At 71.9% G+C, this 12747-nt stretch carries 11 protein-coding genes; 6 read left to right on the top strand and 5 right to left on the bottom strand.

Annotated elements, in window-relative coordinates:
- Position 1: 1 nt before the first annotated feature.
- A complete protein-coding gene (locus tag AB0K35_RS32730) occupies positions 2-1012 on the bottom strand; it encodes a putative RNA methyltransferase (protein WP_363890363.1) in 1011 nt (336 codons plus the stop codon).
- Position 1013: 1 nt separating this feature from the next.
- Positions 1014-1511, bottom strand: coding sequence for a MarR family transcriptional regulator (locus tag AB0K35_RS32725; RefSeq protein WP_238671140.1), 498 nt, complete (start codon positions 1509-1511; stop codon positions 1014-1016).
- A 57-nt stretch (positions 1512-1568) separates the two neighbouring features.
- Between AB0K35_RS32725 and AB0K35_RS32720 the strand changes: the two genes are divergently transcribed.
- Both AB0K35_RS32720 and AB0K35_RS32715 read left to right on the top strand, forming a co-directional pair.
- Positions 1569-1991: a PPOX class F420-dependent oxidoreductase gene (locus AB0K35_RS32720; protein ID WP_363890361.1), complete on the top strand. Its 423-nt coding sequence runs from the start codon at positions 1569-1571 to the stop codon at positions 1989-1991.
- A gap of 52 nt (positions 1992-2043) precedes the next feature.
- Complete coding sequence (locus AB0K35_RS32715; protein WP_363890358.1) at positions 2044-3117, top strand: adenosine deaminase; 1074 nt, start codon at positions 2044-2046, stop codon at positions 3115-3117.
- Between the two features lie 2 nt (positions 3118-3119).
- Here the strand turns inward: AB0K35_RS32715 and AB0K35_RS32710 are convergent, their stop codons facing one another.
- Positions 3120-3413, bottom strand: a complete 294-nt coding sequence (locus AB0K35_RS32710; RefSeq protein ID WP_238410792.1) for a hypothetical protein — start codon at positions 3411-3413, stop codon at positions 3120-3122.
- Positions 3414-3915: 502 nt separating this feature from the next.
- Between AB0K35_RS32710 and AB0K35_RS32705 the strand changes: the two genes are divergently transcribed.
- The 4 genes from AB0K35_RS32705 (at position 3916) to AB0K35_RS32690 (ending at position 9014) form a co-directional block, all read left to right on the top strand.
- Complete coding sequence (locus AB0K35_RS32705; RefSeq protein ID WP_238671137.1) at positions 3916-7542, top strand: sensor histidine kinase; 3627 nt, start codon at positions 3916-3918, stop codon at positions 7540-7542.
- Positions 7539-7943 (top strand): roadblock/LC7 domain-containing protein, encoded by a 405-nt coding sequence (locus AB0K35_RS32700; RefSeq protein WP_030329023.1) that lies wholly within the window; start codon positions 7539-7541, stop codon positions 7941-7943. The genes AB0K35_RS32705 and AB0K35_RS32700 overlap by 4 nt, the downstream gene beginning before the upstream one ends.
- A 98-nt stretch (positions 7944-8041) precedes the next feature.
- Complete coding sequence (locus AB0K35_RS32695) at positions 8042-8419, top strand: DUF742 domain-containing protein (RefSeq protein ID WP_030329021.1); 378 nt, start codon at positions 8042-8044, stop codon at positions 8417-8419.
- A 1-nt stretch (position 8420) separates the two neighbouring features.
- Positions 8421-9014, top strand: a complete 594-nt coding sequence (locus AB0K35_RS32690; protein WP_007455465.1) for an ATP/GTP-binding protein — start codon at positions 8421-8423, stop codon at positions 9012-9014.
- A gap of 273 nt (positions 9015-9287) precedes the next feature.
- Here the strand turns inward: AB0K35_RS32690 and AB0K35_RS32685 are convergent, their stop codons facing one another.
- Positions 9288-11735: a transposase gene (locus AB0K35_RS32685; protein WP_238671362.1), complete on the bottom strand. Its 2448-nt coding sequence runs from the start codon at positions 11733-11735 to the stop codon at positions 9288-9290.
- A 39-nt stretch (positions 11736-11774) separates the two neighbouring features.
- Positions 11775-12734, bottom strand: coding sequence for a DNA primase (locus AB0K35_RS32680; protein WP_363890356.1), 960 nt, complete (start codon positions 12732-12734; stop codon positions 11775-11777).
- Positions 12735-12747 lie beyond the last annotated feature (13 nt).

Genomic DNA, 12747 nt, shown 5'->3' with positions numbered 1-12747 from the left:
GTCAGCGAGGTCGCAGGACGTCGAGCCGGACCGCCACGGTGACCCGGACCGGTTCGGGCAGCGCGGCCAGCCGGGTGGTGAACGCGGCCGGGTCGGTGTGCCAGGCGCTGGGGCCCATCCCGACCAGTGTGGCGACCTCCGGCCGGGTCAGTGCCAGCTCGGCCCGGTGCACCGCCGAGCTGACGAGCGTGAAATGCCCGCCCAGGCTGGCGGCCACCCGGTCGGCCTTGTCCGGGTCCACCCGCAGCAGGTCGAGGGCGTCCACCAACTCCGCGAGGTGGTCGGTGTCGGGCGTGACCACCAGCAACGCGCCGGCCGGGTCGAGCACCCGGTGGAACTCCGGGCCGTTGCGCGGGGCGAAGACGTTCAGCAGCACGTCGGTCGAGGCGTCGGCGAGCGGCAGTCGCTGCCAGGTGTCGGCGAGCGTGGCGGCGGCCCGGGGATGCGCGCGGGCCGCGCGGCGCAGCGCCGGCTTGGACACGTCCAGGGCCAGACCCACGGCGTCCGGCAGCGCCGCCAGCACCGCGCCGAGGTACCGGCCGGTGCCAGCGCCGGCATCCACCACCAGGGGGTACGCCCCGAGGTCGGGTGTCGGCGGATCGACCCGTACCTCTGCTGTTGTGTCCTTTGCTCTGCTTACCTCCGCGCTACGGTCCGGCCCGGAAACCGTTTCGTCGGTTGAAGCAGAGCAAAGGGCGGACGGGGCAGCTTCCGGGTGCCTGGCTGCCGACGCGCGGAGCCGACCGACGGCCTCCGTCGCGGCGGCGGAGAGGGCGGCCGAGATGAGGTCGTAGTGCCCGGCGGCGAGGAAGTCCGCCCGGGCGGCGACCATTTCGGCGCTGTCGCCGGCGTGCGGGGCGCGCCCGGCGAGGAGGTTGACGTACCCCTGCCGGGCGATGTCGAAGCTGTGTCGGCGCGGGCAGCGCAGCGTAGCGGTGCTGCCCGCGGTCGCCTCGGCCAGCGACTCGCCGCAGACCGGGCAGCGCAAACGGCCGAGGATGCGGGGATCCACGTCAGGCCTCCGCTGCGGGCTGAGGCCGGGTGGCTCGGAGGCCGGGTGCGGCGAGGTGGTCGACCACCCGGTGGGTGAGCGCGCCGAGGGCGTCGACCTCTGCGGGGGTGAGCAGGTCGATCAGGTGCCGGCGGACGGCGGCCACGTGACCGGGGGCGGCGGACTCGATGGCCTGCCGCCCGGCGGGGGTGAGGACGACGACCGACCCCCGGGCGTCGTCGGCGCACTCCTCGCGGGTCACCAGCCCGCGCTGTTGCATCCGGGTCAGGTGGTGGGAGAGCCGGCTGCGCGACCAGAGCATGCGGTCTGCCAACTCCCGCAGGCGCAGCCGCCCCTGCGGTGTCTCGGAGAGGTCGGACAGCACGTCGTAATCGGCCTCGGAGAGGCCGGCGTCCTGGGTCAGCTCCCGGGCCAGCTCCAGGTCGAGCAGGAGACGCATCCGGCGGTAGCCGCGCCAGGCGCGCTCCTCCCGTTCGTCCAGCCAGCGGGGTGCTTCCACAGGTCGAGTCTAACGCTTTCGTTGACATGTCATCGACTTGCCCCTAGGTTCGATGACATGTCAACCAATTCTCACCGACTGTGGGAGCTGTTCGGTCAGCGAGGGCGCGGAGTGCTTGTCACAGTGCGCCGGGACGGGCGGCCCCAGCTGTCCAACCTCGACTACCTGGCCGAGCCGGAGTTGCTCCGCTGCTCCACCACCGGGGACCGGGCGAAGGTGCGCAACCTGCGCCGCGATCCCCGGGCCAGCTTCCACGTCACCACCCCGGACGGCGGCGCGTACGCGGTAGCGGAGGGGACCGTGACGCTCAGCGAGCCGGCCATGGCCACCACCGACGAGACGGTCGACGAACTGGTGGAGGTCTACCGCCGGATTCGCGGCGACCACCCGGACTGGGCGGACTACCGGGCCGCCATGGTCGCCGACGGACGGCTCGTGATCCGCCTCGACGTGCACCGGGTGTACGGCTGGCGACCGTGACGCCCGGCCGGTCCTGTACCGGTCCGCCCAGGCCCCTGACTAGGGTCTGAGCATGGTCGCAACTATCCGGTACGAGGACATCGTCAAGGTCCCGAAGGCGCTGCTGCACGACCACCTCGACGGCGGGCTGAGGCCGGCGACGATCGTCGACCTGGCCGCCGAGGTGGGCCACGAGCTGCCCACCACCGACCCGGAGGCGCTCGGACGCTGGTTCGCGGACGCGGCGGACTCCGGTTCCCTGGAGCGCTACCTCGAGACGTTCGCGCACACCGTGGCGGTCATGCAGACCGCGCCCGCGCTGCGTCGGGTGGCCCGCGAGTGCGCCCTGGACCTGGCCGCCGACGGCGTGGTCTACGCCGAGGTGCGGTTCGCCCCGGAGCAGCACCTGGAACGGGACCTCAGCCTGGACGAGGTGGTCGAGGCGGTGCTGGCCGGGTTCGCCGAGGGCACCGCCCAGGCGGTCGAGGCGGGCCTGACCATCCGGGTGGGCACGCTGCTCACCGCGATGCGGCACGCCGCCCGTTCCCAGGAGATCGCCGAGCTGGCCGTGCGGCACCGGGATGCCGGAGTGGTCGGCTTCGACATCGCGGGCGCCGAGGCGGGCTTTCCGCCCACCCGGCACCTGGACGCCTTCGAGTACCTGCAACGGGAGAACTTCCACTTCACCATCCACGCCGGCGAGGCGTTCGGTCTGCCGTCGATCTGGCAGGCGATCCAGTGGTGCGGGGCGGACCGGCTCGGCCACGGGGTGCGGATCGTCGACGACATCGCCCCCGACGGCTCGCTCGGCCCGCTGGCCGCGTACGTCCGGGACAAGCGGATCCCCCTGGAACTGTGCCCCTCGTCGAACGTGCAGACCGGTGCTGTGGGCTCGATCGCGGACCACCCGATCGGCCTGCTGAGGGACCTGCGTTTCCGGGTGACAGTCAACACCGACAACCGGCTGATGAGCGGCACCTCGATGTCGCGGGAGATGTCGTTACTGGTGGAAACGTTCGGCTATGGCTGGAAAGAGTTGCAGTGGTTCACCATCAACGCGATGAAGAGCGCCTTCATCCCGTTCGACGAGCGGCTGCGGATCATCGACGACGTGATCAAGCCGGCGTACGCGAAGTTGCTGGCCTGAGCTCAGCCATGTGGGTGGCCGGCGAGCAGACCGGCCACCCGGCGCAGCACCTCCCGGGCCCGGGCCGCCTCCGCGCCGAGGCCCATCTGCCGGCGCAGCACCGCAGGCTCGGCACGGAGCAGCGCCACCCCGCGCCGAATCAGCACCCGAGGCGCCTTGCGCTGCTCGGACAGGTCGCGGGCGAGTCGGCGCAGGAAGGTGGCCCCGCGCGGGCGGCGCAGCGCGTACGCCCCGGCGAGCAGGCCGCGGCGACGGCACTCCTCGACAATCTCGGCGGCGAAGATCCCTTCGGCCACGAAAAGTGGCGATCCGGCGACATCAAATGGCCGGGTGGCTACCCGCCGATCAGCGCCGATCGCATAAACCGGCACATCGGCTCGGCCCTCGCGGGCAAGTTGGGCAATGATTTCCACCGCACTGGGGGCGTCCCAGGAGTGCGGCGATTCCCAATCCACCTGGCCGTTTCGTCTCGGCAACGTAGGGTCATCGCCGTCTTTGTAGAAGTCGTCCAAGCACAGCACCGGCAGGCCGGTTTGCTGCGCTATGTACGACTTTCCGGACCCCGATGGGCCGGCCAGTAGGACAACGCGGTGCGGATGTTCCATTACCTTCAGTTACTCCGGCCAGACAGACTGCTATCAAATCGCATCAACATCTCATCACACCTTCGGTTGGGGACAACCTGGGCTTTCTTCTTGTCGACCGGCGTGATGGAATCTCGGGGGTCCGACCCGCCGGGTCGGTCGCTGGGCGTTGCCCGGGGCAACGCGTTCAAGCTGTAATCGCGAGGGCGGTGACGTGAGCAAACGGCCAAAGACGGCGGGCTCCTTCCTGTCGCGGCTGCGCCGGCCGGCCAGCCGGCTCCGGGACATGCCGATCTGGTCCAAGCTCGGTCTCATCATGATCGTGCCGACCATCGCCACGGTCGTGGTGGGCACCAGTGGTCTTATCGACCACGTGGAGACGCTCAACAATGCCAACCGAGCTGGCGACCTGGCGAATCTGTCGAGCTATTCAGGTGATCTGGTCGACAGCCTGCAGGACGAGCGGACCGCCGCCGTGCTGCTGCTGGGCGCGGACGGGACGCAGCCGACGGCGCAGTACCAGGAGGCCTACAACCGGGTGAACTCCCGGGTGGATCAGGATGCGATCCCCTACCGGCAGCAGCGGACCGAGATCGAGGACCTGCCGAGCAGCCTCGAGAGTCTGCTCGACGGCATCGACCAGAACCTGCAGGACCTGTCGGGCGTCCGCAGCCAGGTGTTCAACGGAAAGCTCGCGCTGACCGAGACCGTGCAGGCGTACGAGGGTCTCATCAGTGACCTGCTCGCCATCCGCGACTCGTCCACGCAGCTCGCCGGTGACAACCAACTCAGCGACCGGATGCGCGCCGCCGCGGCGGTCGCCCGGGAGAAGGAGTTCCTCGCCGTACGCCGGGTCGTGGTGCACCGCGCGCTGGGCGTGAAGGGCGGACAGCGCCTGACCCCCGCACTGCGCAGGGACTACGTCGCCAGTGACACCGGCCAGCAACAGGCCCTGCAGAGCTTCAAGGCCGTCGCCACCCCGGACGACGCGAAGTTCCACGACCAGACGGTCGCTGGCGGCGACCGTCGGCAGGCACAGAACTACACAGGCTGGATCGACGGCAACACCACCGGCAACATGCGCGGTGCGCCGTTCGGCCCGGACCAGTGGGAAGCCGCCATGACGGCCAACGCCAAGCTGATCCGCACCGTCGAGCGGAAGCTCGACAGTGAAGTGGTCGACCAGGCCGACACCCTCCGCTCGGACGTCCAACGCCAGGTCTTCCTGGAGACCGGCCTGCTGCTCAGCATGCTGCTGCTGGCCATCCTCTTCGCCTACCTGGTAGCCCGCTCGATGGCCCGCTCACTCCGTGAGCTGCGGCAGGGCGCGCTCTCCGTGGCCCAGTACGGGCTGCCACAGGCGGTGGCCCGTCTGCGCGACCCGCAGGTCGTCGGCCAGCTCTCCCCGGTGCAGCTGGCCAACCAGATCGCCGAACCACTGCCGGTGCGCAGCAAGGACGAGTTCGGCCAGGTGACCGAGGCGTTCAACGCCGTCCACCTGGAAGCCGTCCGCACGGCCGCCGAGCAGGCGGCACTGCGCGCCTCCGTCGCGACCATGTTCGTCAACCTGGCCCGTCGTTCCCAGATCCTGGTCGACCGCCTCATCGGGCACCTGGACCGGTTGGAGCGCGGCGAGGAGGACCCGGACCGGCTGGCCGAGCTGTTCCAGCTCGACCACCTGGCCACCCGGATGCGCCGCAACGACGAGAACCTGCTGGTGCTCGCCGGTGCCGACTCCACCCGCGTGCAGCGTGAGCCGGCCGCCCTCATCGACGTGCTGCGCGCCGCGCAGTCCGAGGTCGAGCACTACACCCGGATCGAGTTCGGTGTCATCGACCGCGACATCGAGGTCGCCGCGCACGCGGTCAACGACCTGGTGCACCTCGTCGCGGAGCTGTTCGACAACGCCACGGCGTTCTCCCCGCCCGACTCGCAGGTCATGGTCGAGGCCCGGCGCGTCGGCGACCGCTCCTCGCTGTACGTCGAGGACCGCGGTATCGGTATCAGCGCCGAGCAGTTGCACGACCTCAACGAGCGGCTCGCGACGCCGCCGCAGGTCGACGTGGCGGTGTCCCGGATGATGGGCCTCGTCGTGGTCGCCCGGCTGGCGTCCCGACACGGTGTCCGGGTCGAGCTGCGCCCCGGCAACGATCGCGGCACTGTCGCCGACGTGACCCTGCCCACCTCGGTGCTGGTGCCCCGGGCGCTCTCCGGTCGGGTGCAGCAGCCTCCGGCGCTGCCGGCGGCCGGTGCTCCCCAGTTCGGTGGCCCGCAGTCCAATGGGCCCGCGCCGGTCTTCGGCGCGCTGCCCGCGCTGGGCAACGGCCCCCGTCCGAGCGAGTCCGGCAACCAGGTCACCCTGGGCGGTCGCCCGTTCGACCCCGCGACGCGCAACGGTGCCGGCACGCCCGCCAACGGTGGCGCGTACCGGTCGATGCCGGCGTGGTCCGATCTGACCGGCGCGGCCGGGGCGAACGGCGGTGACGGGTTCACCCCCCGGTCGGCCAACGGCCAGGGCATCGACCCGCTGCCGCAGCGCCGGGGCGGGGACGAGACCCCGGGCACCGACCAGCAGCCGTCCATTCCGCGTCAGCTGCCGAGCAGCCCCGAGGCGCACCCGTACTCGGCACCGCCGGTCTCCGCGCAGCCCTACTCCGGTGCGCCGGTCTCCGCCTCGCCGGCCTCCGGCCAGCCGTACTCCGGGCAGCCCTACTCAGGTGCGCCGTACGGCGGCGCGCCGGTGTCCGCCGCTCCGGCCTCCGGGCAGCCGTACGCCGGTCCGCCGGTGTCCGCGTCGCCGGTCTCGGCCTCGCCGGCGTCCGGTCAGCCGTATTCGAACCAGCCGTACTCGGCGCCGCCGGCCTCCAGCCAGTCGTTCAGCGGCTTCGCGCCCCGATCCGCCCCGCCCGCGCAGGCACCCAACGCCCCGGCGCCGCCGGCCTGGCCGCCAGTGCCGGGTAGCGACCGGGACACGGCCACCCCGCCGGTGCCCGAGCGGCTCGCCGCCGCACTGGACATGACGACGGAACTGCCGCGGGTCCCGCGACCCGGCGAGCAGCCGGCCGCAGCCCAGCCTCCGGCTCCTGCGCCGACCCCGGCGGCAACGCCGGCTCCGGCTCCGCAGACTCGGCCAACGCCGCAGACTCGGCCGACGCCGCAGCAGCCGCAGGCGCAGAACCGTCAGCGGTACGCGGATGAGACGATGGAGCTGCCGATCTTCCGGGAGCTCGAGTCGGCCTGGTTCCGTACCCGTCGCCCGGGCTCCGAGGAGACCGCGGCCGGCGCTCAGCCAGCGACGAACGGCGACTCCGCTACCCAGCAGTTCGCCACGGTCGAGGCCACCGGTCGGGCAGTCCACAAGACACCACCCGGGACGACAGGTAACACACCGATGGCAGACACTCCGACGGTCGGAGGAGCGCCGCGGGACAACGGCTCCACAGCGAACGAGGGCACCCGCCCCAGCCTCGCCGAGAGCCTGCCGAACCGCCGGCCCCAACCGCAGAGCAACGGCTGGCAGACCGCCGCCGACGACGGCTGGCGTGCTGCCTCCGCGGCGGCCGGCGCGGCGCCGGTGAACGAGACCACCACTACCGGTCTGCCGAAGCGCAAGCCGATGGCGCAACTGGTACCCGGTGCGGTGGAGAAGCCCACCACCTCGGTCCAGCGGCGCTCCCCGGAGGCGGTTCGTGGCCTGCTCTCCGCCTACCACCGGGGCGTGCAGCGAGGGCGTAGCACCTCGGACAACCCGACCAGCCCGGAGGCAACTCCGGGAGGGCAATCCTCGCAGTCTGGCTCAGGCCCGGTGGCCGGGAGCGGGCAGAAGGAGCAAGAAGGATGACAACTACGCAGGATCTTGGTTGGCTGCTGGCCAACTTCGCCGACCGGGTGCCCGGCGTCGCGCATGCGGTCGCCGTATCGGCGGACGGCCTACTCCTCGCGTCGTCACGGGATCTGCCGCGCGACCGGGCAGACCAGCTCGCCGCGATCTCCTCGGGTCTGGTCAGCCTGACCCAGGGGGCAGCACGCTGCTTCGAGGGAGGCGCGGTGTTGCAGACCGTCGTGGAGATGGACAATGGCTTCCTGTTCCTGATGTCCATCTCGGACGGCTCGTCCTTCGCCGTGCTGGCAGCCCGCAGCTCCGACGTGGGCCAGGTTGGCTACGAGATGGCGCTGCTGGTCGACCGGGTGGGCGACGCACTGACCCCGCAGCCGCGTGCGGCTGCGGGCATGCTGGGCTGACGTCTCGCCGATCGTGAGGTCGGCACGACTGCAACAACGACAACGACGGGTTTCACCGGTGGGAGCCGGTAACGGGTGCGAAGGAGGTGAGCGGCGAGATGGCCGATCGTGACGAACCAACCGGAGCGTTGGTCCGTCCATACGCCGTGACCCGTGGTCGCACCCGTCCCCGGCTCGACATCGCGCTGGAGGCGCTCGTCGAGACGACGGTGCGCGGCCGGGCCGCTGCCAATGGCAACGGCGGCCAGGGCCGCGAACACCAGTACATCGCCGCGCTGTGTGACGGTCGCGTGCAATCGCTCGCGGAGATCGCGGCGCGGATGCAGCTCCCGCTCGGTGTGGCCCGGGTGCTCATCGCCGACATGGCGACGGACGGCCTGGTCGCGGTCCACGAGCCGACCATTTTGGACGACTCCGACGACGCGGTGGGCACTGAACTGCTGGAGAGGGTGCTGAGTGGACTTCGCAGGCTCTGACATGTCGCACCGCCCGCCGAACCCGAGCGGCCGCGTGACGTCGGCGAAGATCGTTATCGCCGGTGGATTCGGCGTCGGTAAGACGACGCTGGTCGGCTCGGTCTCGGAGATCACGCCGCTGACCACTGAGGCCATCATGACCTCCGCTGGCGTGGGCGTCGACGACACCCGGCAGGTGCCGGGCAAGACGACGACCACGGTGGCCATGGACTTCGGCCGGATCTCGATCGACCGTGACCTGATCCTGTACCTGTTCGGTACGCCGGGTCAGACCCGTTTCTGGTTCATGTGGGACGAACTGGTGCGGGGTGCGATCGGTGCGGTCGTGCTGGTGGACACCCGCCGGCTGGCCGACTGCTTCGCGGCGATCGACTTCTTCGAGCACCGACGCCTGCCGTACCTGGTGGCGATCAACTGCTTCGACGGGATGCAGTACCACGACCCGCAGGACGTCCGGGACGCCTTGGCGATCTCGAGCGACGTGCCGGTGGTGGCCTGCGACGCCCGTAACCGGGAGTCGACGAAGCACGTGCTGATCTCGCTGGTCGAGTACGTGCTGACCATGCGCCGTACGCGCGCCGTCGCCCCGGCCTGATCCGGGACGCTGCACGCCCCGGTGGTGGCTCCGGCCGCCACCGGGCGCTGCCAGCCGCCCCGGTGAGTGTCTTCGCGTTGGCTCGTCGCTCAGACGACCCAGCGCGCCGCTGAGCCGCCTCCTGACGACCTGGAAGCTGTCAGCCCCCTCTCGGGGCAGGCCCCCACCCACGGTCCTCGCGAGGCGGCTTCTGCGTGCCCGGGGGATCGCCCTGCTGACGCGGAAGCGCCCCCAGCCAGTTGGCTGGGGGCGCTCACGCGTGTGAGAACGGGGTCAGGACTGGTAGCCCGCCGAGCGGTACTCGTACTCCCGGTCGTCGTCGCGGTCCCCGTGGTCGCGGCTGAAGTCCCAACCGCCGGCCGCCTCGCGACCGGGCCGACCACCCACCGCGAAACCGCCGATCTCCTGGCCGCGACGCCAGCCACGGAAGTAGCCGGTGGTGTTCTCCGCGAGGCTTGCCGCATCACGCACTATCCGCAATGGGCGCTCCTCGCGCAGCGGCGAACCCGGCACCAGGTTGGCCTGCGGCACGCGCTTCGGCAGCCCGGCGTTGGTCTCGGCGCCCACGGCCGGGCGGGCCGCCTGCTCCGCGGCCTGCCAGCCGGTGTCGGCGGTGGTCGACCAGTCCAGGTCGGACTCCTCGGGCTGCCCGACGAACCAGGCCGACTTGGCCTGCGCGAAGATCAGCAGATCACCGTCGCCCTCGTCGGCGACCGGCGGCGGCCGGTGCTCCATGGGCGGCGGCCGGTGCTCGACAGGGGGCGACGGCCGGTGCTCGGCGGCGCGCTCGGTGCGGGCGGCCGCCCGACCGTTGCGAGCGGCCTGCTCGCGGTCGACCAGGCGCAGCGGCGGCGTCTCCAGGTGTTGGTCCGCGGGAGGGGTGAGCCCCTCGCGCAGCGCCCGGTCGGCCAGCGGCGGCGGCTCCACCAGCCGCAGCATCGGCGGCTCCGGTGGCAGGTCGTCCGCCAACCACGGCGGGGTGACCCGACCGTCGGCCCGACCCGGGTCGGTCGGGGCGTCGACACCGCGGCTGCCGCCGTACGAGTAGGCCACCGGGTTGTTCGGTGAGCTGTCGGACGGGTCCTCCGGGTTGTTCACCAGCGGCCAGTTCGCCCGGGAGCCGGGCGGTGCGGCCTCCTGACCCGGTCGGGGGGTCGGCACCGGAATGCTGAGATCGGTGGCGCTGAACCCGCCGGTGGGTGGCTCGTCGACAGGGGGGCGTTGCAGGTGGCTCGGCCGGGGCTCGCCGTTGGTCTTGGGGCGGGGCGGAATGACCGTCCGCTGCCGCTCGGCCCGCGCGTTGTTGATCGCGGCAGTGGTCAGCGTCGGCCGGAACGGCTCACCGGCCTCGGCCGGCGGCACCATGCCACGCTGCGCCGGCGCGATCGGGGTGATCCCGGGCGGCGGAGGCGGCGGCGAGGAGACCGGCCGGTTGGTCGGGCCGTCGATCCGGCTGGGAAGCGGCTCGCCGCGACTGGGCAGCGTGGACTGCGGCGGACCAGCCATCGCCGCCGGAGTCATCGGCGCGGGTGCGACCGGCGGCGGCGTGACCGGCGCGGGTGCGACCGGCGGCGGCCCGAGCGGGCGGGGCGACGCCAACGGCGCGTTACCGGGGACCGGCTCGGGACGGCTGCGCCGCCCGACGGCGGGTGCCGGGTCGGCGGCTGGCGGGGTGGGTCGCACCGACCGCAACCCGGCGTTGGTGCCGGCGAGGCCGGTCAACCCGGCGTTGGTGCCGGCCAGGCCGGTCAATTCGCCGACGGACTCGCCGCGGCGCGCCGCGGCCCGGCGGCCGGGTGCCTGGGCAGGCGTGCTGACCCGCGAGCTGAGCGCGCTGACCAGCGCCTCACACCCGGCGTCGCAGGCCCGCACGGAGGCGACGGCCTGACGGACCGTCTCGGCTACAGCGGACGTGAGCGCCCGGTTGACCGAGGCACGTCGGGGTGTCTCGGAGATGGCGACCCGCAGGGCGGTGACCGCCTCGTTGATCTCCTCGGCATCGGCTACCCCGTCGGCGGCGAGGTGCGCCGCGATGGCATCCGCCGCTACCGACACCTCGCGGCCCCGGGCCACGGTGCCGCCGAGCATGCCCGGCTCGGGCAGCGCGTCCAGCACGGCCAGAGAGACCGGCTCGGCCGGGTCCGGGTAGGCGCGCAGGGCCGCCGGGTAGAGCTCACGCAGAACCTCGCGCAGTGCCACGGCGGCGGAGTGCCGGCCACTGGCCAGCGCGGCGTGCGCGGAGAGCACCTGCTTGTATCCGGCGAGGTCCCGGGGCGCCGGCAGGGTGACGGCGGAGAGCGCCCCCGCCTGCAACGCGCGGGCGAGGCCGACCGCCCGCCGTTCGGCCGGAGGTGACTGCATCTCCTCAAGGGAGTCGTCGTCGGCGAACCGCTCGGCGAAGTCGTCCACCGAGTCGTCGTCGGCGATCGCCAGGGGTCGCCCCGCCGCGCTCAGCAGCGAGGTGACCGTGTGGTCGTCGCTGTCGGCGGCGATGGCCGCACCGCTCGGCCCGCCCGACCGCTCCACGAGCAGCGCGACGAGCTGGGCGTAGCCAGCGGCGTCATCGCTGATCTCGCAGACATGCAGCAGACGGCCTGCGTCGTCGACCACAGCGGACGTCAGCGTCGAACCGGCGGAGGCCGGTCGGTCAGCCGGATCCGCCGAGGCCAGACCGCAGTAAACGCGCACGAGCGCCACGGCGTCGTCCTCCTCCCGGGACAGGTCTTTCCTCTGCCAGCAACTGATGCTCCCCGGTACGGGTCAGTCGCGCCAGTCCACCACCGCAGAGATCTTGCCGACAATGGTGCGCCAACCCAAACTCGCGGTCTGCGCCCCGATCTTCTTCAGCCGTCGCCGAGCCATGAACGCGCCGATCCCACCGTTGGCGGTGCCACGCAGAGCCTCGTCCAGGTCGTCGAGGCTGGAGCCGGCGGAGAGCATGTCGAGTACCGCAGGCAGCCGCAATGCGTACGAGAGGTCACGCGCGGCCTCGCCCGCCTCGATCAGCAGGGTCGAATCCCAGGTGTCGTGCCCGCCGCGCAGGTTCTCCACGACCAGGTCGAGTTCGTAGGTGTCCTCGTCGAGCGGAGCAATATCTGCCGGCTCCACCCGTTCGGACAATTCATTCCAGCTGTCCAGTTGGGACAGATCGTTGGGCGCACCGGATCGGATGAAACTGACAAGCGACTCGGGGGTCTTGAACAGCAGCAGCTTGCCTTGGTTGCTGAGGAAGACCGGCACCTCCTCGTCGTCCGCCTCGTCCGCGACGGCCTCGTCCGACTCTTTGTCGGTCTCGTCGTCGGTGTCGGTGGCGGCGCCGTCCCGGCGGCGCGTCGACTCGTCGTCCTCGTCGGCGAACTCCTGGGCCAGCTCCTCGTCGAGGATGACGACGGTCTCGTCGTCCTCCTCCTCCTCGACGGCCTGGCGGCGGGCGAGGAACGGGTCGTCCTGGTCGCGCTCGGTCACGTCGGTGGGAGTCAGCGAGCTGGCCGGCCGGTACGCCCGAAGCGTGAAGCCGGTGCCGGCGGGCAGGGCGATCTCCACTGGGTCGATACGCAGCTCGTCCCAGAGTGAGCGGTCGATCGACGCCGACGGGGGGTCGGTCTCGGTCTCGTCTGGCTCGGCCGCGCCGGTGGTGTCGTCGAGCTCGGGCTCGTCGGCGTCGGGCCGTTGGGGCGACTGGCGGGCCACGCTGACCTCCGTGTGCTTCGGGTTGCCCACCCACCGGGGTCTC

This window comes from Micromonospora sp. NPDC053740 (genome assembly GCF_040677775.1).
GTDB classification, from domain to species: domain Bacteria; phylum Actinomycetota; class Actinomycetes; order Mycobacteriales; family Micromonosporaceae; genus Micromonospora; species Micromonospora alfalfae.
Note: the sequence above shows the minus strand (reverse complement) of the source record. Positions and strands in the feature narration are given on the sequence as shown.